Genomic DNA, 19,494 nt, shown 5'->3' on the forward strand with positions numbered 1-19,494 from the left:
TTTGAGCGATGTAAACAGGCTTTTAAAATCTCGCTGTTTACATCGCCAATCAAAACACTGGTTCAATTTTTCAGTAATAAAATGCGGTGGTGTAAGGATGGTACCAAGAACTGTTTACAACGAAGATCACGAACAGTTTCGAGAAACTTTACGTAAATTTTTAGAAAATGAAGCTGTACCCTACCACCATCAGTGGGAAAAAGATGGTCAGGTAGATCGTAAACTGTGGAATAAAGCTGGAGAAATGGGCTTTCTGTGTCCGCAAGTTGACGAAAAGTATGGTGGCTTGGGGCTGGACTATGGCTACAACTCCATTATTGATGAAGAGGTAGCCCGAGCGGGACTTTCCGGTATTGGCTGGGGCCTGCACTCTAATATTGCAGTGCCCTACATTATTAATTACGGTACGGAAGAACAGAAGAAAAAGTACCTACCCAAATGCATTAGTGGTGAGATGATCACCGCTATCGCCATGTCCGAACCTGGTGCCGGATCGGATCTCCAAGGCGTGAGAACCACAGCTGTGCGCAAAGGGGATCACTATCTGCTCAATGGTTCCAAGATTTTCATTACCAATGGACAGCAAGCAGACCTGGTTATTGTCGTGGCCAAAACCGACCCTCACGAGGGGGCCTCTGGAGTCAGTTTGCTGCTTGTGGAAGCAGATAGCCCTGGATTCAAGAGAGGCAGTAACCTAGAAAAAATAGGCATGAAGGCCCAGGATACTTCAGAGCTGTTCTTTGATGATGTCAAAGTCCCTGCGGAAAACCTTCTCGGTGGAGAGGGACAGGGATTTATTTATTTAATGCAAGAATTGCCTCAAGAGCGTTTAAGTGTGGCAATTTATGCAATAGCTAATGCAGAAGCAGCCCTGCAATGGACGATTGATTACGTACGAGATCGCAAGGCTTTCGGCAAACCCATCTCTGCCTTCCAAAATACACAATTCAAGCTGGCTGAGCTGGATAGTGAGTTGACCGCTCTTCGAGTATTTATCGATCGCTGCTTGGAGCTTCACTATAAAAAGGAACTCGACGTTGCAACTGCAGCGAAAGCCAAGTTATTGAGTACAGATTTCCAATGCAAACTTTTGGATGAATGTGTTCAGTTACATGGCGGCTATGGCTATATGTGGGAATACCCCATCGCCCGGTCTTGGGCCGATGCTCGTGTAGCACGTATTTATGCCGGAACCAATGAAATTATGAAATTAATTATTTCCCGAGACCTCCTGCGCGATGACTAAATTAAAGTGCTAAATTGAAATTTCTGTTCTCAATTAAAATAATGAAATAAAAAGTGAAACAGCAAACGAAGAATCACTGCGCCCCTCTTGAGGGGCTAAAAGTACTCGACTTTTCTACCCTACTTCCCGGTCCCTATGCCACTATGCTATTGGCGGACTTAGGCGCAGAAGTACTAAGAATCGAGTCTCCCACACGCCCAGATTTACTACGGGGCTTTCCGCCTTTAGTCGATGACACGGCTTCCCTATCCGCCGCCCACGCAACCATTAACCGCAACAAACGCTCCCTGGCGATCGATCTAAAAAATCCAAAGGCGCAAGTGGTGATTCACCGGTTGCTTCAGCAATACGATATTGTGATCGAGCAATTCCGCCCAGGAGTAATGGATAGGCTGGGCCTTGGCCACCAAAGCTTAAGCCAACAGCGCGCAGACATTATTTACTGTTCGATTACCGGATATGGCCAGACTGGACCATTAAAGCAACGTGCCGGGCACGATATCAATTATCTCGCACTATCTGGCCTAGCCAGCTATTCCGGCAACCGTGACCATGGCCCCTGCCTGAGCGGCACACAGATAGCAGACATCGCCGGCGGTTCACACCATGCGGTTATGTCGATACTGGCTGCGGTATATCATCGCCAGAGAACCGGGGAAGGCAGTTATATCGATATCAGTATGACGGACTGTAGTTTCGCGTTAAACGCAATTAGTGGGGCCAATGCACTGGCTTTAAATACCGATCCCAAGCTGGAATCCGAGCTGCTAAACGGTGGAAGTTATTATGATTACTATCGCACGGCAGATAACCGCTATCTTTCTGTGGGAAGTTTAGAGCCACAATTTGCTGAGCAATTTTTTACAAAGATAGGTCGAAAGGAGTGGCTGACTCGCATTGTCCAAGACGGGCAACAAGAAACACTTAAGAAAGATATTGCAGAAATTATTGCCACAAAAAGCCAGAAAGAATGGATTGATATATTTCAGGATATTGATGCGTGTATTGAACCCGTACTTAATTTTACAGAAGCTGCTGATAGCGATCTTATCCAATCCAGAGAGATGATCTGTTCTGTGAATGGAGACATTAAACAGATCAACACACCCTTTAGATTTAACGGCCAAAAGCCCCCCTTATTTAACCGAGGGGCAGCTCTGGGAGAGCACAATCACACTGTGCTGGGTGAGCTCGGCTTTAGCGCTGAAGAAATTGAAGAGTTTTGCGAAGTTCAGGGTGTCACTCATTAATCACATTGAACAAGGTTGCTAGAGCAGTGATAGCTGCCTCTAGCTGCCACCCCCGCCACAACCCCCACCACAACTGCTTCCAGAATCTGAAGAGGAGCCGCCACCCCAAATACCAGAGAAGGCACTGCCGGAAGTTCCGCCTTGACAGCTCGCGGCACAACCAATATGACTGGCACAGTGATCCGCAGCGGGACTATTTCTCGATCGACAGTTTAGCGAATAATGAAATCCATCTTTAATCCCCAACTTTTTATCAATTGAGAAAACCAGAGGTAACGACTTTGGCTTGGATGGACTTATACCACTTCGAGCACAAGCAATTCGCCACATCCTCTTAATCCCCTCACTAGCTATGTCCTTATCTGGCAAAACTTCATTGGGTGTGTGGTGCAGAAAGTGTCCAAAAGCTTTATTACAAAAATTGCGATACACCTGTGTGCTTAATATAAATTCATGCCAAGCGACATCAAGCACTTGAGATGGCATAGCGATCATTTGTCTACCAGCCGTTTGACAAATATTCCCTCAACCCATCAAGTACCATACCCAGCTGCTTGTTGCTGAGATGAGGGTATTTTTTCTTCACTCTTTGTTTGAGAGACGGATGGAATTGATAGTCTCTTAAAAATCGTTCCCGCCGTGATTTTCGGTAAAAGAAAAAAGCATAGTACTTACGATCAATAGACAAATTGCTATAAAACCTTCAATTACCATAGTAACCCCCACTTTTAAACAATTATTGTTCTAAATCAAGTCGTAAAAATGCTTTATCTCAATGCAATATCAATAACACTCTTATACCACTCTATTTTAGGAGTTGAGAGTACCAAGTGAGCGCTTATAAGTTGGGACTTGAAGTATTTTTGAATTTTTATTAATCTAACACTTAACAACTTTTCTTTTTGGAGCTATCTACGCCAATGAATTAAGCCTTGCACACACTGGAGATAAACCGGTTTCTTAAGAGGCCATCAATTCCCGTGCAAGTGGCGTACTCCATTCTCTACAATTTTTTCTCAAGATCATGGTATTGCGCCACCCATTCCGACTACCGGAGGGTGAAATGCAGAGCATTTGTTCTATAAAAAATCTTTACTTAAACGTCCCTGAGAAATCTCTATTTAAAGGGATCCATCTTGACTTCCCTCCGGGATTTACTGGCTTAGTGGGAAATAATGGCAGTGGAAAATCGACTTTTTTAGAGGCTTTGATTGGGAAACTAAAGCCTGAACAGGGAAGTATTACTTGGTATACAGACTATCTTAAAGTGGATCAAGTGAGCAGCAATTCCAACAAGAGAATTGTAGATATATTCGACCCTACGGGCCTCTATGACTGTTTTTCACGTATTGAATCTGGCAATCAGAGTGAGGAAGATCTGATGCGTGTCTCAGATTCATGGGAGCTACCTATAATTTGGCAACAGCATTTATACAGCACCGGAATAAATCTCACGTTAGACACTCCTATCGGCAATCTTAGCGGTGGTGAAAGAGTCCGACTGGCTTTAATCAATGCCTTCTCTCATAAAAAACACTACCTACTACTGGATGAGCCTAGTAATCACCTAGATTCAGACGGTAGAAAATGGTTACAGCAGAAAATTAGAAACCATTCTGCCGGAATTCTATTGGTCAGTCATGATCGAAGCTTACTCCAACAAGCTGACACGATAGTGGAACTAGATTCAGGAAAACTACGCACATATGGTGGTAACTATTCACACTACAAGAAAGAAAAAGAGATACAGAGACAGTCTGTAGAAAAGAAAATTGAAAGTACCAAAAAGAATATAAAAAGCCTAAACAAACTTAAGCAAAGTTCTGCTGAAAAAACTACAACCAGAAAAAACCAGGGTAAGAAATTAAAAGGTTCTCAATGTAAATCGCTACTAGATGCGAAAAAAGATCGTGCAGGGCAAAGTTTAGGCAAGCTGACTAGAAACCTGGATCGTCAGCACCAAAAGTTAAAGCTAGACTTAGAAAGTTGCCAAAAGGACTATAAGAGTCATAAGCTCCCCAATATGCAACTTAGTAAAACAGGGCTAACTGGCGGTATTCGTCTGCATGTTGAGGATCTCAAACTGCCCTACGGTATTCAGAGTGATCCCATATCACTTACCATGCACAGTGGCGATCGCTGGCATATTTGTGGCGCCAATGGTAGCGGAAAGACAACGCTACTAAAGATCATTGCTGGTCGAGTTAAACCTCGCAGCGGTTTGTGTAAAACTTTTGGCAGCTGTTTTTATCTGGATCAGAACCTAAGTCAACTAAATGGAAATCTATCTGCCTTGGAAACTTTATCCCGCCTGCACTCTGATAAAGATACCAACTTCTGGCGCACAGCCCTAGCCACAATGAATATTCGAGGTGATTCTGCACTTCGCTCTACCAATACTTTAAGTGGAGGGGAGCGACTAAAGGTTGCTTTACTTGCCGCTACTCGTGGCACTGAGGCACCAGACCTGCTACTACTGGACGAACCGGATAATCATTTGGATCTGGAGTCGCGTATAGCGCTGGAAACTGCGCTGGTAGAATACCCCGGGACATTTTTATTGATCTCCCATGACTCTACTTTTGTAGAAAATGTGGGAGTGAATAGAAGGGTCTATCTATAGGCATATTAAGACCTAAATAAAGGAAGTGAGATGTGAAAACGCTGCGCTTGCTATTAGGGGATCAATTGAACCAAAAACACTCCTGGTTTAGAGGTAACCAGGAGGATAAAATCTACTTTATGGCTGAAATGCGCCAAGAGACCGATTACGTTGTTCACCACATCCAAAAAATTGTTGCCTTTTTTGAAGCTATGCAGATTTTCTCAGAGTGGCTTAAAAATAGGGGCTGCAATGTCATCTACTATCGAATAGACGATAAAAACAACAAACAAAACCTTACAAAAAATATCGAAGATATTATTAGAAAACGCAAAATTGAAAAATTTGAGTACCAACTTCCCGATGAGTACCGACTAGATCAGCAGCTGCTACAACTAGAAAAGAGACTATCAATAGAATTTCAAGCCTACGACACTGAGCACTTTTTAACCACCCGAAAAGAGCTGGCAGACTTCTTCCAGGGGAAAAAATCGCTACTTATGGAAAGCTTCTACCACTATATGCGGAAGAAGCATGACATTCTGATGAATAATGAAAAACCTGAAGGGGGAAAATGGAATTTCGACCAAAGCAATAGAAAGAAATGGAATGGAAAGCTGGACAAACCCAAGCAGGGAAAAATAACAAGTAATGTCACTTCAACTTTATCTCGTATAAAAAAGTCTGGAGTTAAGAGTATTGGAGAGATTGATCCAGAGAATTTTATATGGCCAACCAGCAGGGAGGAATCTATAAAACTACTTCGTCATTTTTGTAAACATCTACTTGCTCATTTTGGCGATTTTCAGGACGCAATGGATCCAGATGAAGCCTTTCTTTATCACAGCCGAATTAGCTTCTCCCTAAATAGTAAACTCATATCTCCAAAAGAGGCTATCGATACAGCGATAAAATCTTGGAAAGATGGAAAAATTTCAATAGGACTTAACCAGATTGAAGGTTTTGTACGCCAAATATTGGGCTGGCGAGAATATATGCGTGGTGTCTACTGGATGTCTATGCCCAGTTATGAGCATCAGAATAAGTTGAAGAATAAAAATAATTTGCCAGATTTTTTCTGGGATGCCAAAACGACCATGAACTGCCTTCACAACACCATCAGGAATAGCTTGGAAAATGCCTATGCTCACCATATCCAAAGGCTTATGATTACCGGTAATTTTGCGCTATTAACACAAACTGACCCTGACCAGGTGGAAAGTTGGTATCTCGGTATTTACATAGATGCTATTCAGTGGGTTGAAATGCCTAATACCCGGGGAATGAGCCAGTTCGCCGATGGTGGATTGGTTGCAACAAAGCCCTATATTAGTAGTGGCTCCTATATCAACAAAATGAGTAACTATTGCAGCGACTGTATTTATGACGTCAAACAACGAACTGGAGAGAAGGCCTGCCCATTTAACAGTCTCTACTGGAATTTCTTAATTGAAAAAAGAAAAATGCTAGAGGGCAATCATAGAATGACAATGATGTTCAGCCTTTTGGATAAGCTTGAGAAGAGTGAAGTGACAGCAATAAAAAAAAGGGCAAAGCAATTTATGACAAAGAAATCGTAATCTCTATATAGATCATAAAATCCTTTATCGAAGGCTTCCTTAATCATTACTAAACTAAGCCAATACTCGCCTTATTAGACTCTGGTCATGAATACTGCAATCATTACCCTCGATTTTATCAACGATATTTGTCATCCAAAAGGACAAATATCAGCAGCGGCCCCAAGAGTCCATAAGAATAGAGTTATTGAGAACACCAATAAACTCCTTATGTGGGGAAGAGCAAGACATCATCTTATTTGCCATATCAGAGTCGCTTTTTCCACCGACTACAGGGAATTCTCCTCTAACTCTCCCCTCTTCAGCTATATCAAAGATATAGGCGCCCTCCGTCAGAAAAGCTGGGGCACTGCTTTTGTTGATGAACTCAATATTACTGATAGCGATATATCTATTTATAAGAGGCGTGTCAGTGGCTTCTATGGGACCGAACTCCCAGTACTTATTGCTAGCAACAATATAGAAAGGATTGTTCTCTGTGGGGTATCAACACAAAATACAGTCGAACTGACAGCCAGGGAAGCTCACGATAGAGATTTTTCAGTACTCATTGCCTCAGATGCCTGTGAATCTGACACGGAATACAATAAACAGAATAGCCTGAACTTCCTCACGAAGATAGGCAGTGTAAAAACTGTCGATGAGATTATTGCTAGTGAGGGTGTTAGTAAACCATGAGTACCCGCATTTCCAATAGAGAATTTGCCCTCAGTGTCATTACCGCAATTCTGGCGGCCAGCTGTATGTCGCTAACCGGGCTATTTGGTAAAGAACTAACCACCTTTAGCTCCTTATCACTGGTGGTCTTTATTCGTTTCTTTGCCCCATTTTTACTCCTAACTTGGATTTGCCTCATTGTTTTCGATAAAAACCCTGTAACTCATCGAATAGACAGGATTGATGGTGCAAGGGCGTTATTCACTTGTCTCGCTCAGTATTGCCTGTTTTATTATTTGTCCAAAGGCTCTCTACTTGTCGCCGCCCTTCTATTTTCAACGTCAGGTTTATTTCTCCCTTTTATTACCCGGTTTGCCAAAAAGGATCCGATAAAAAAGAAGACAGTAGCGGCCTGTTTAATCAGCTTTATCGGCGTTGCTTTTATATTGAAGCCAACTGCTGGCTTTGATAGCTATATGATAGTGGGCCTGCTATCGGGCTTCTTTGGAGCTTGTTCACAGTTTGTAATGCACCACTCTTCAAAGAAGCAAAATACGATATCCTCAACCACCAAGATGTTCGGCCTATCCAGCCTCTATATGCTTGCCATTTTATTGATTGAAGGAAATCTTGGGGAGCTTACGAAAGTCGCGGTATCTCTATCAGACTCGGTAAGTTTTGTGATTGTGATTATTGCTTTTAGCCTGGCGACAATCAGTAATCAATCCTTGCGCACTAAAGCCTATCGTCGGGTAAACAGGCCTGCCAGCCTATCTCCCTATTTATATACAAGCCTGATTTTCTCCGGCATATTGGATTGGTTTGTTTATAGCACACTCCCAACCTGGAATACTTATGCCGGCAGCTTACTGATAGTTATCGGAGGTATTATTCAGGCAATCAGAACTCAACCCCAGATTAAGGCATCTCATTCTTAGCAAGGATAAGCGAGGACAGGGAATAGCGGGAGAAACTCAGCCCCACAGATTCAATTATCTGCAGGGCCCAGACGATTACTTGAACATCAGTTCAGGATTAACCATCGTTTTCATTTCCAGAACGTTGCCATTTGGATCTTCGATAAAGAAAGTTTCCTGTTCGTATTCATTGCCGACAAAGCGACGGTAGGGCTTGTCCAGGTATTCCAACCCGGTAGCTTCGATACGGCCTTTCAGTGCCTGAAACTCATCTTCCGGCAGGTGAATGCCAAAATGAGGAACAGCCACTTCTCCCATATCCACCTTGTGGCGAACATTGGGGAGCTTCTCCTCACTCTGGTGCAGGGTGAGTTCGTTACCCCAAAAGTCGATATCTACCCAGCGACCTTCTTCACTGTTGCCGGTCTTGCAGCCTAAAACATCGCAATAGAATTTCTTGGCGGTTTCCAGGTCCCCTGCCGGAATCGCAAGGTGCAAACAATTCGATTTCATATAGCCTCCAGCCTTTGCTAGCTCCTCATAGAGATCAAAAATTGATTGACTGACATCTGCTAGTCATTAGCCCTTCAACCCTCCCCCCTAACTGCATTAACATTTACTTTGCCGTCGGAGCCACCCAAAGGATACAAATAGGATCAAGTGATCCCGTTAATTATTTAAATAAAAGTGGCCGCTTTACGCGCTGGCAACTTATACCGGGAATATTCCTAATATTAGGGCCCATAGCTTTAGCTAAAGAGCCCGAACTCAGGGAGTATACAGATGCATATCATCGCACCCCGCCCCGAAATGGAATATCCTCCTAGCCTAGGAGTATACTTTAACATATATATTTCAATCTCTAATATCGAACCCGCGGAGAAACTGCTTAGTTATTGAACGTACTCCTCGACACTTCAGCGCCAAATCCTTATAGTGCGGCCCCCACATCACGCCTCCTATTTTGGCGAAACTGGCTTACCAGAGCCCATTTGTAATCCTCAGGAATACTCTCTTGATCTCCACCGCGAATATCACCATGCAGTTTGGTGCCCAACCACTGTTTGAAAACATTTCTGTAAAGTTCGGCAATGGCAACCGATATGGCCTTATCGGGGCCAATGGATGTGGAAAGTCAACCTTTATGAAGATCCTGAGTGGTGCCTTGGCGCCCTCGGCCGGCAACGTATCCATTGAGCCTGGATGCACCATGGGTACTTTGAGCCAAGACCAGTTTGCATTTGAAGAGTACACCGTCGTCGATGCGGTCATCATGGGAGATGTCCGCCTGTGGGAAATTAAGCAGGAACGTGACCGCATATACTCGCTACCGGAAATGAGCGAAGAAGACGGCATGCGCGTAGCCGAGCTTGAAGTCCAATTTGCTGAGCTGGATGGCTATAGTGCAGAGAGCCGTGCGGGAGAAATCCTGCTTGAAGCTGGCATCGACGAATCCCTACATTTTGGCCTGATGAAACAGGTAGCTCCCGGCTGGAAATTGCGTGTATTACTCGCCCAAGCGCTATTTGCCGACCCGGATATTTTATTGTTGGATGAGCCGACCAATAACCTGGACATCCACACCATCAAGTGGTTGGCAGATATACTGAATCAACGCAAAAGCACAATGGTCATCATTTCCCACGATCGCCACTTCCTGAACTCTGTCTGCACCCATATGGCCGACATAGATTATGGTGAATTGCGGGTTTTCCCCGGCAATTATGAGGACTTTGTTGCGGCCTCCACGCTAATACAAGAACAACTTCACGCAGAGAATGCCAAGAAAAGTGCCGAACTGGACGAGCTACAGAGCTTTGTGAACCGCTTTTCTGCCAATGCATCCAAAGCCAAGCAGGCCAGCTCCCGCGCGAAGAAGATGGAAAAAATCAAGCTGGACGAAATCAAACCCTCCAGTCGGGTCAGCCCTTATATTACGTTTAACCAGTGTAAAAAATTGCACCGTCAGGCGCTGACTCTTGAGGGGCTTACCCATGGTTTTGACAGTGAAACGCTATTTCAAGGTGGCGAAATGCTGCTGGAAGCCGGTGCGCGCCTAGCAATTATCGGTGAGAACGGCGTTGGTAAAACAACCTTCCTGCGCTGTCTTGTCAATGAGATCCAAGCAAACAGCGGAGTCGTCAAGTGGTCAGAAAATGCCGCTATCGGCTACTGTCCGCAAGACAGCAGTGCAGATTTTGATGGTGACCTGACGATATTTGAGTGGATGTCCCAGTGGCGCACCCCCAAGCACGATGATCTGGCTGTGCGGGGTATTCTGGGCCGACTATTATTTACCGCAGATGATGCCAATAAAAAGGCAAAGGTCTGCTCTGGCGGCGAGAAAAATCGCCTGCTATTTGGCAAGCTAATGATGATGGACACCAATGTGCTCATCATGGATGAGCCAACCAACCACTTGGACATGGAAGCCATCGAAGCCCTGAACAAGGCACTGGAGAAATATGAGGGCACACTTATTTTTGTGAGTCACGATCGTCAGTTTGTCTCATCCCTGGCAACCCGAGTTATTGAAATCAAAGATCAAGCACTGATTGATTTTCAAGGCACTTACGAGGAATACCTGGCGCACCAGTCAGGTACAGAACAACAGGTAGCCTGATTCCAAACTCGAACCGGAAAAGACATACTGGGGCGATAACAATACTCGCCCCAGGTCTCAAAAGCTGGAAAGTGTAACCAATCACCACCAGATAATACGGGGCTCGGTAGGCATCACCTGAGCCCCCCTAAAGTCGCCCCCCGCTACTGCAATCCATCCAGATTCCTTCCTGGGCCAATTTCCTACGAATTAGTAAAAAAACCAAACAGCCAAATAATTTTTATACAGGTTAAAAGTCGATTTACTTTTTCCAACCATCATCATCGACCTCAGGCCGATGCCTGCCTATATAAGGAAAGCGCTCAGAAGATACATTTCAACCATCCTTATTCTGCTACCAAGCGGATGACTTCCAGTGTCATCAAAGTTAAACAACATCTATTATCGCGAACCCTAAAAGCACCAAAAGTATTCATGTTGCCTGTGCAAGCACCACTGGGGAGCAGATGCCGACTTTCTGGACTATTTACCTAATTTGCCCCTGCAATGTAGCGATTCCCTACTATCAAACCAATTAAACAATACTTTTTTGCTACACCGGCCCATCGCTAACCAATAAATGAGTATCTCGTTTTCCCCAAGCGTGATTTTTTGGTGCAGAGTTACTTAAAAAGCTAGGAAAAAAGCGTAAATGCCGAGAAAAAACACTGGAAAACAGGGGTTAAGTTCTGGTACATTCCGCGACTATTTTTTAACCAACTGCCGATTTTCTCATCGGCCGCCAGTGCGAAATTCGCCTGTCGCTGTAACAGAGGTAATAGAATGAAACCAACCAAGCCCCTGCTACTGCTGGCCTCTAGCCTGTTGTCCGTAGCTGCCCAAGCTGAGATGACCTGGAGTGACAACAGCCTGAGCCTTCTTTACGGCCACGATTACAAAGTCGACTACAGCAAGAACACGGATGACTCTGAGAGATCCGTAGTAACTTTCGAGCACGCCAGTGGCCACAGCTGGGGTGACCTCTTTATTTTTGCCGACTACCTGGACTCGGAAGATGGCTCCAATGAGCTGTATAGTGAGATTTCTCCCCGCCTGAGCTTAGGCAAGCTCAGCGGCAGTGAGCTGGCTTTCGGACCGGTTACCGATGTGCTTGTCGCCACAACTGTGGAGATAGGCAATATGGATGACCCGGATCACCTGACGGCCACAGGCCCTCACTTCACCAATTACCTGACAGGTGTGGGCTTTGATCTCGCGGTACCCGGCTTTTCCTTTGTACAGGCGAATTTTTACCACCGCGATAATGATGACAAGGCCAGCAACGAGCAGCTGACCCTGGTTTGGGCCATGCCTTTTACCCTGGGTGATGCCAGCTTTGTCTACGACGGGTTTATCGATTGGACCAGCGCTTCTGAAGATGCCAATCCAAGCACAAACTTTACCTCCCAGCTGAAATGGGATGCCGGCGCCTCTTGGGGTGAACCCAAGACCCTGTACGCGGGTATTGAGTACGTACACTGGAACGACAAGTTCGGAATTGTCGGTGTCGATTTCGACGAACGCAACGTTAACCTGCTAGTAAAGTACCACTTCTGATATGAAACCCACTGATATCCAAACATCGGCGACCCCAGGGTCCGACATCCCGCAGGTGGGAGGCAATGCCTCATTCCTGGAGAAGTTGTTCAAGCTCTCAGAGCGCCAGACGAATGTTCGCCGGGAAGTGATTGCCGGCGTTACCACATTCCTGACGATGGCCTACATCATTTTTGTGAACCCCAATATCCTGGCTGCAGCAGGTATGGATAAGGGCGCTGTGTTTATGGCGACCTGTCTTGCAGCCGCTATTGGCTGCCTGATTATGGGGCTCTACGCCAACTACCCCATCGCATTGGCGCCAGGTATGGGCCTCAATGCCTTCTTCGCCTACGTTGTCGTCGGTGAAATGGGCTACAGCTGGCAAGTAGCCCTGGGTGCGGTGTTTATATCAGGGGTAATCTTCCTGCTGCTCAGTATCTTCAAGCTGCGAGAGTGGATTATCGATAGTATTCCCCTCTCCCTGCGACAATCCCTGGCAGCGGGTATCGGCCTGTTCCTGGCGATCATTGCCCTGAAGAGTGCCGGTATCGTTGTAGCCAGCCCCGCTACCCTGGTAACCCTGGGCGACCTCAAGTCAATTGAGGCGATCCTGGCAGCACTGGGCTTCTTTATTATTGTGGCGCTGTCCTACCGCCGTATGCTGGGCTCAGTGATGATCGGTATCCTTGCGGTAACCGTCATCGCCCTGGCAATTGGTAAGGTAGAGTTCACCGGTCTGGTATCCGCACCTCCCAGCCTGGCACCAACTTACCTGGAGCTGGATATTGCTGGCGCCTTCGAAGTTGGCATGATCAGCGTGATCTTTGCCTTCCTGTTTGTCGACCTGTTCGACACCGCAGGCACCCTGTTAAGCGTTTCTGATCGCGCCAAACTGCTGGATAAAGATGGCAAGTTGCCTGGAATGGGCAAGGCCCTGATGGCCGACAGTTCCGCATCTGTTGTTGGTTCTGTGCTGGGCTCCTCAACTACTACCTGTTATGTAGAGAGTACTGCGGGAATTACCGCCGGTGGTCGCACAGGCCTGACTGCTGTGGTTTGCGCCGGGCTATTCCTGTTAGCGACCTTCTTCTCGCCCCTAATCGGTATGATTCCGGCCTATGCAACCGCAGGTGCTCTGCTGTATGTTGGCGTCCTGATGACTTCCGGTATGTCATCTATTGATTGGGATGACATTACCGAGGCCGCACCGGCAGTAATCGCCGCAGTGATGATGCCTTTGTCGTTCTCGATCGCGCACGGAATCGCCCTGGGCTTTATTTCCTACGCAGTTATTAAAACGCTGAGCGGACGTAGCAAAGACGTCAGCATCAGTGTCTACGTGTTAGCGGCACTCTTTGTTGCCAAGTTTGCCTTTTTCTGAGGGGTACATTGATGAAAAAGCACTTTATTAGCGCACAGCAGCTCCTGATAGACTCTTATGCTCTCGCCGAGCAAATCTATAAGGACGGCTTTCGCCCAAACTATATTGTCGGTGTTTGGCGCGGTGGCGCTCCTGTGGGCATCGCTGTACAAGAGCTGCTGCACGTGATGGGAGTGGATGCAGACCATATCGCTATCCGCACTTCCTCCTATCTCGGTATCGGTGAGCGTGATAAGAAAGTGCGTGTGCACGGCCTTAACTACCTGATCAAGCGCCTGGAGTCCCACGACTCCCTGTTGATCGTGGACGATGTGCACGACTCTGGCCTGAGTATTGAGCAAACTATCGAAGACCTACGCGCTGCCTGTAAGAAGAACACGCCGGAGATTCGTATCGCGACCCCTTACTACAAGCCGAAGAACAACAAGGCCAAGCGCGAGCCGGATTACTTTATCCACAAGACCGAAGAGTGGTTGGTATTCCCCCACGAGATCGACGGTCTGTCCCGGCAGGAGATTCTGGAGAACAAACCAGAACTCGCCCCCTATGTGGACAGAATCGCCACTGCTGTTTAATCAGCAATATTACCGGGGGCTAATGCCCCCGGTTCTCTTCTCCTCTCATCTCCCTCTCTCCCTTAGGCCATTCCGGCAAACCCTCCCCCGGTACTCAACTCCTGCCATAGGCAATACTTCAATACTCTATTAATAAACCCCACTTATGAAACTAAAGTTAGTGAGAATCAATTTATAAAGTAGAAAAGTTGGTCCAAAATTAATGCGATAAGGCCAAATGTCGGAAAATAAAAATGAACGACAAATCAGCGGGACTTAGTAAATCGCAGCTCGATGCTTACTGGATGCCTTTTACCGGGAATCGTCAATTCAAAAGAGATCCCCGTATTATTACCTCAGCCGACGGCTGCTATTACCGTAGTGCTGATGGCCGCCCCATATTCGATAGTCTCTCTGGCTTATGGACCTGTGGTGCTGGACACAACCGCCCGGAGATAATTGACTCCATTACCCGACAAGCAGCCCTTCTGGATTATGCCCCCGCTTTCCAATATGGCCACCCGGGAGCCTTCCAACTAGCGGAGCGTGTCAGCCAGATGATGCCCATGGGGCTCAATCGTATTTTCTTTACAAACTCCGGCTCTGAATCCGCAGAAACCTCTCTAAAAATAGCTAGAGCCTACTGGCAGAAGATGGGCGCTCCAGGGAAAACAAAATTTATCGGACGCGTGAAAGGCTATCACGGAGTTAATTTTGGCGGTCTTAGTGTGGGGGGTATTAGCGCTAATCGAGCAATCTTTGGCTCATCTTTAGATTCTGACCACCTTCGCCACACCCTTTTACCCCATAACCGCTTTGCTAAAGGACAGCCTGAACAGGGAAGTTTCCTGGCAGACGAGTTGCTGGAACTTATCAAACTGCACGGTTCTGAAAACATTGCCGCTGTTATTGTCGAGCCCGTAGCGGGGTCTGCGGGAGTATTGCCCCCACCAAAAGGCTATCTCCATCGCCTTAGGGAAATATGTACTCAATACGACATATTGTTGATATTTGATGAAGTCATTACCGCTTTCGGACGCATGGGGAAAGCCACCGGAGCAGAGTTTTTTGGAGTGACCCCGGATATGCTCAATACAGCCAAACAGCTTACAAATGGCGCTGTTCCCATGGGCGCTGTGGCTGTGCGTCAAGATATCTACGAGATATTCATGGAAAATGGAGGGCCTCAATACCAACTGGAGCTTCCCCACGGCTATACCTACTCTGGGCACCCACTAGCCTGCGCAGCGGCATTGGCGACACTGGATATTTTAAAGAAAGAAAATTTATTTGAGAGATCTGCGGAGCTTGCCCATATCCTGGAAGACCATATCCATCAACTCAATGGATTACCGTTAATAGAAGATATTCGTAATTGTGGACTTGCCGCAGGCCTGACAATCGAATCAGCTCCAGATGAGCCATTACTCAGGCCTTACTTAATTGCTATGAAGATGTGGGAAAAAGGCTTTTATATTCGCTACGGCGGCGACACATTGCAAATCGGCGTCCCATTTATAGCACAGGCAGAGGAGATTGACGGAGTTATCAACGCATTAGCGGAATCAATCACTGAGGTCGCAAACGGCCAGTAGCCAGAACCTACCCCTTCTCACTCTGTATAAAAGATTCCCCCTACTGATACGGAAAATTTATATCGCCGCCTAGCTATCTTTAATGATACAAAGTAAATCGCAAATAGTAATTCAATAACTCTATATTAAAAATAGCGCCATGAACAAATATATTCGCCTTACAAATGTATTACTAAAGTACAAAGTGGTTATAGCGATTCTATGTGGTATTTTATTAAGTTCCTGTGAGCAAAGAACTACTAAGCAAGAAATAAACTTACCAGCAAAGAAAATTTCATCTCCTATTAGAACCACAGCCCCAGGACTTTCAGAATCTTATGCTGACATTCGTCGTCAGCAAATTGCTGAAGTGGACTATCGGCTGAGCATCAATCTGGATAGTCAAGCTAAGAACTTCTCCGGAATTGTGCACGCAGATATCAATTTTGGAAAAATACTCGAACAGCCGCTCACTATCGATTTTTCCGGTGGTGCGGTTGATTCAATCCAGGTCGATGGAAGATCTGTTCCATTTGAGTACAACAACTACTTTATTTCTATTGATTATCAAAATCTACCAGAAATATCCCACACGATTACGGTGAATTATCAACACCCGTACTCTAACAATGGCTCAGGATTACATCGCTTTAAAGACCCCAAAGACGAAAAGGTCTATTTATATACGGACTTTGAACCTTATGATGCCAATCGCCTATTCCCACATTTTGACCAACCCAATTTGAAAGCGCGTTACACCCTGGATGTAAAGGCTCCAAAAGACTGGGTAGTAGTTAGCGCGGAAAGAGAGGAGAGAGTAGAAGAGAAAAGAAAATCGAACCACTGGTTTTTCCCTCAAACCAAGAAATTTTCATCTTACATATTCTCTTTACATGCAGGTCCTTACCACATCTGGGAAGACACGGCAGGAGATATCCCCCTTCGCTTAATGGCAAGACAGAGCCTGGCAAATTACGTAAAAACAGAAGACTGGTTTACCTTCACCAAACAATCCTTTGAATTCTTTCAGCCCTACTTTGAAATTGATTATCCATTTAAAAAATATGATCAAATACTAGTTCCTGATTTTAACGCCGGCGCTATGGAAAATGTTGGGGCTGTAACATTTAACGATTCTTACATATCCCGAGGAAAAAAGACCCAGGCCCAGCGGATGCGCCTCGCCAATGTTATTGCCCATGAGCTGGCCCATCAATGGTTTGGTAATTTGGTCACCATGAATTGGTGGGATGACCTCTGGCTCAATGAGAGCTTTGCCACTTACATGGCCAATCTGGCTCTAGCCGAAAATAGCGAATTCACTACAGCCTGGGAGAACTATTATTTAGGCGCCAAGCAATGGGCTTACCACACTGATCAACGCCCCACTACCCACGCTATCCAACTTCCAGTTAACAATACTGATGAAGCCTTTGCCAATTTTGATGGAATTACTTATGGCAAAGGCGGCTCAGTACTCAAGCAATTGCCCTACTATTTGGGCAAAGAAGAATTTCGCAAAGGCGTCAGTAATTACTTAAAGGCTTTGTCTTATGACAATTCAACCCTCAATGACTTTATCAACCACCTGGGCAAAGCTGCGGATAAAGATCTTAATTCCTGGCAGCAACAGTGGCTTTACCAGGCCGGCCTCAACACAATTGAAGCCAGCTTCCAGTGCGATGATGACCAAATCAATCATCTGGTAATTCAGCAAACAGCACCAGAGGAATATCCGATATTAAGGGAACAGCGCACACAGCTGGGGGTTTACCAAATGAAAGCTGGAAGTATGAAACGGGTTGCAACCCTTCCAGTGCTTTATAGTGGTGCCAGAACCGAAGTAAAAGAAGCCGTGGGGCTACCCTGCCCAGAGGGGCTATACCCCAATGAAGAAGATTGGGCCTATGTGAAGGTAAATCTGGATGAAGTTACCATCAAGAATATGGCTCAGCATATCAATGATATTGAAGAACCGTTTGCACGACTAATGTTCTGGCAAAGCCTATTTGATAGCACCTATGACGCAAAACTGCCTCTGGATGAGTATATTAGTTTTATAGTGAATAATGGCGCCGACGAAAAGGACATCAATATTATTCGTTTGAATGCCAGATATATTGAATTCACTTACGATTTTCTGACTCAAATCCCCCTAAGCACAAAGCGCCGTAACGAACTTACTCAGACCGTTGAGAGCTTTGTCTGGGGTCAACTACTAGAGGCGGCTGAAGGTAGTGATCAACAAAAAGTCTGGTTTGGTGTTTTTACCAATATCGCCCACTCCACTCCAGCATTAAGTCATGCTAGAGACCTATTAATGGGAGAGTTTGCCATTAAAGGACTGGAACTCGATCCTGATATGCGCTGGAAACTTATCAAGTTGCAGAATCGTTATCTGTTCTCAGATTATGAGCAGGCAATCACAAGAGAATTGGAAAAAGATAACTCCGACAGATCTAAACTCAACGCACTATCTGCTGAAGTTATTCGCCCCCAACCCGAAAACAAATCAAAGTGGGTAGCTAACCTTATATCTAATCGAGAAAAATTCAAGTTAAGCGAAATTCGAAAAATTACAGAGTCCCTTTTTGCACCAGAGCAAATAGAGCTATTTAACATTCACGGTCAACCCATTTTTGATTCACTGGCTCAGGTCAATGAGGATGAATCTCAGGAATTGCTTACTGCTTATGCTTACGCCCTACCGCTAATGTGCTCTAGAGAAAATGTAAATGAGATTACTAAGTCACTAAAAGAAAAACCACAACTTAAGCCCATATTGGTAAAGGCACTAAAAAATCATCGCTACTCCGGAGAACGCTGTATCAATATCGGGAAGCGATTACTTTAAATCTTCTTTAAACTAGCTATTAATATTGAACTAAGGGCAATATCCAGCCCTTAGTTTCCCTTACCAGGCTTTTGGCTGGGTATTGCGCGTAATAAAACGGTGCAAAAAATGATATATTTTATCTCAATGCCCCCTAATAAAGCATATCTATTGCACCAGCCAACTTATACTTATCCTTCTCTAAAAATCTTGTTACAGTGACATTTCAAAGCCTAAAAGTTTAAAGGGCGTTCCTATTTGAACCATTGTTTTAAAAAGAAAGACAATCAAATAAAGATGTATATATCAGTACAATTAGACGACCTGTCCGATGGTTCCATTAACAATCTTCTTGAAACTCATCTACGGGAAATGTACCGACATTCCCCACCTGGAAGCGTTCACGCACTAAATCCTGATGAGTTAAATGACCCTATGATTACCTTTTGGGGAGCGAGAATTGATGGAGTTTTGGCCGGCTGTGGTGCCCTAAAAGAGATCACCCCTGATTTGGGCGAAATAAAATCCATGAAAACTCATTCTCTATTCCTGCGCAAAGGTGTTGCCCGCGCTTTGATAGAAAGAATATTGGAGGAGGCAAAGCAACGTAAATATAAAGAGATAAAGCTGGAGACAGGTCGCGCTGAAGCTTTTGCTCCCGCAATCGCCCTCTATCGCCGTTATGGATTTGAAGATTGCGACCCTTTCAGTCACTATAAAAATGACCCTTTTAGCCTATTTTTAGGTAAAAAATTATAA

The 19,494-nt window shown here is 45.3% G+C and carries 15 protein-coding genes; 13 read left to right on the forward strand and 2 right to left on the reverse strand.

Going from position 1 to position 19,494, the window contains the following annotated elements; translation table 11 throughout:
• Positions 1 to 97: 97 nt before the first annotated feature.
• Together ACG1BZ_RS21520 and ACG1BZ_RS21525 are read left to right on the forward strand one after the other, a co-directional pair.
• The gene (locus tag ACG1BZ_RS21520; RefSeq protein WP_413663612.1) at positions 98 to 1,246 is read left to right on the forward strand and encodes an acyl-CoA dehydrogenase family protein; all 1,149 of its coding nucleotides are present in this window, start codon (positions 98 to 100) and stop codon (positions 1,244 to 1,246) included.
• Positions 1,247 to 1,299: 53 nt separating this feature from the next.
• Positions 1,300 to 2,496: a CaiB/BaiF CoA transferase family protein gene (locus ACG1BZ_RS21525; protein ID WP_413663613.1), complete on the forward strand. Its 1,197-nt coding sequence runs from the start codon at positions 1,300 to 1,302 to the stop codon at positions 2,494 to 2,496.
• A 39-nt stretch (positions 2,497 to 2,535) separates the two neighbouring features.
• On the opposite strand, the gene ACG1BZ_RS21530 is transcribed toward ACG1BZ_RS21525, so the two are convergent.
• On the reverse strand, positions 2,536 to 2,991 hold the full coding sequence (locus ACG1BZ_RS21530; RefSeq protein WP_413663614.1) for a glycine-rich domain-containing protein: 456 nt from the start codon (positions 2,989 to 2,991) through the stop codon (positions 2,536 to 2,538).
• A gap of 568 nt (positions 2,992 to 3,559) precedes the next feature.
• Between ACG1BZ_RS21530 and ACG1BZ_RS21535 the strand changes: the two genes are divergently transcribed.
• The 4 genes from ACG1BZ_RS21535 to ACG1BZ_RS21550 all read left to right on the forward strand — a co-directional run bounded on the left by ACG1BZ_RS21535 (position 3,560) and on the right by ACG1BZ_RS21550 (position 8,273).
• The gene (locus tag ACG1BZ_RS21535) at positions 3,560 to 5,119 is read left to right on the forward strand and encodes an ABC-F family ATP-binding cassette domain-containing protein (RefSeq protein ID WP_413663615.1); all 1,560 of its coding nucleotides are present in this window, start codon (positions 3,560 to 3,562) and stop codon (positions 5,117 to 5,119) included.
• 32 nt (positions 5,120 to 5,151) lie between these two features.
• Positions 5,152 to 6,678 (forward strand): cryptochrome/photolyase family protein, encoded by a 1,527-nt coding sequence (locus tag ACG1BZ_RS21540; RefSeq protein WP_413663616.1) that lies wholly within the window; start codon positions 5,152 to 5,154, stop codon positions 6,676 to 6,678.
• An 87-nt stretch (positions 6,679 to 6,765) separates the two neighbouring features.
• Positions 6,766 to 7,356: a cysteine hydrolase family protein gene (locus ACG1BZ_RS21545; RefSeq protein ID WP_413663617.1), complete on the forward strand. Its 591-nt coding sequence runs from the start codon at positions 6,766 to 6,768 to the stop codon at positions 7,354 to 7,356.
• Complete coding sequence (locus tag ACG1BZ_RS21550; RefSeq protein ID WP_413663618.1) at positions 7,353 to 8,273, forward strand: DMT family transporter; 921 nt, start codon at positions 7,353 to 7,355, stop codon at positions 8,271 to 8,273. The genes ACG1BZ_RS21545 and ACG1BZ_RS21550 overlap by 4 nt, the downstream gene beginning before the upstream one ends.
• Positions 8,274 to 8,348: 75 nt before the next feature.
• Here the strand turns inward: ACG1BZ_RS21550 and ACG1BZ_RS21555 are convergent, their stop codons facing one another.
• Complete coding sequence (locus tag ACG1BZ_RS21555; RefSeq protein ID WP_413663619.1) at positions 8,349 to 8,765, reverse strand: VOC family protein; 417 nt, start codon at positions 8,763 to 8,765, stop codon at positions 8,349 to 8,351.
• A gap of 502 nt (positions 8,766 to 9,267) precedes the next feature.
• On the opposite strand from ACG1BZ_RS21555, the gene ACG1BZ_RS21560 reads away from it, so the two are divergent.
• The 7 genes from ACG1BZ_RS21560 (at position 9,268) to ACG1BZ_RS21590 (ending at position 19,494) form a co-directional block, all read left to right on the forward strand.
• Entirely contained in the window at positions 9,268 to 10,875 is a 1,608-nt protein-coding gene (locus tag ACG1BZ_RS21560) for an ABC-F family ATPase (protein WP_413663620.1), read from the forward strand.
• Between the two features lie 762 nt (positions 10,876 to 11,637).
• Positions 11,638 to 12,411, forward strand: coding sequence for an outer membrane protein OmpK (locus ACG1BZ_RS21565; RefSeq protein ID WP_413663621.1), 774 nt, complete (start codon positions 11,638 to 11,640; stop codon positions 12,409 to 12,411).
• Position 12,412: 1 nt separating this feature from the next.
• A complete protein-coding gene (locus ACG1BZ_RS21570) occupies positions 12,413 to 13,774 on the forward strand; it encodes an NCS2 family permease (protein WP_413663622.1) in 1,362 nt (453 codons plus the stop codon).
• A gap of 11 nt (positions 13,775 to 13,785) precedes the next feature.
• Complete coding sequence (locus tag ACG1BZ_RS21575; protein ID WP_413663623.1) at positions 13,786 to 14,349, forward strand: phosphoribosyltransferase; 564 nt, start codon at positions 13,786 to 13,788, stop codon at positions 14,347 to 14,349.
• Positions 14,350 to 14,582: 233 nt separating this feature from the next.
• On the forward strand, positions 14,583 to 15,923 hold the full coding sequence (locus ACG1BZ_RS21580; protein ID WP_413663624.1) for an aspartate aminotransferase family protein: 1,341 nt from the start codon (positions 14,583 to 14,585) through the stop codon (positions 15,921 to 15,923).
• Positions 15,924 to 16,062: 139 nt separating this feature from the next.
• On the forward strand, positions 16,063 to 18,756 hold the full coding sequence (gene pepN, locus ACG1BZ_RS21585; protein WP_413663625.1) for an aminopeptidase N: 2,694 nt from the start codon (positions 16,063 to 16,065) through the stop codon (positions 18,754 to 18,756).
• A gap of 237 nt (positions 18,757 to 18,993) precedes the next feature.
• The gene (locus tag ACG1BZ_RS21590; RefSeq protein ID WP_413663626.1) at positions 18,994 to 19,494 is read left to right on the forward strand and encodes a GNAT family N-acetyltransferase; all 501 of its coding nucleotides are present in this window, start codon (positions 18,994 to 18,996) and stop codon (positions 19,492 to 19,494) included.

It is taken from the genome of Microbulbifer sp. CNSA002 (assembly GCF_047324085.1).
In the GTDB taxonomy this organism is placed as follows: Bacteria; Pseudomonadota; Gammaproteobacteria; order Pseudomonadales; family Cellvibrionaceae; genus Microbulbifer.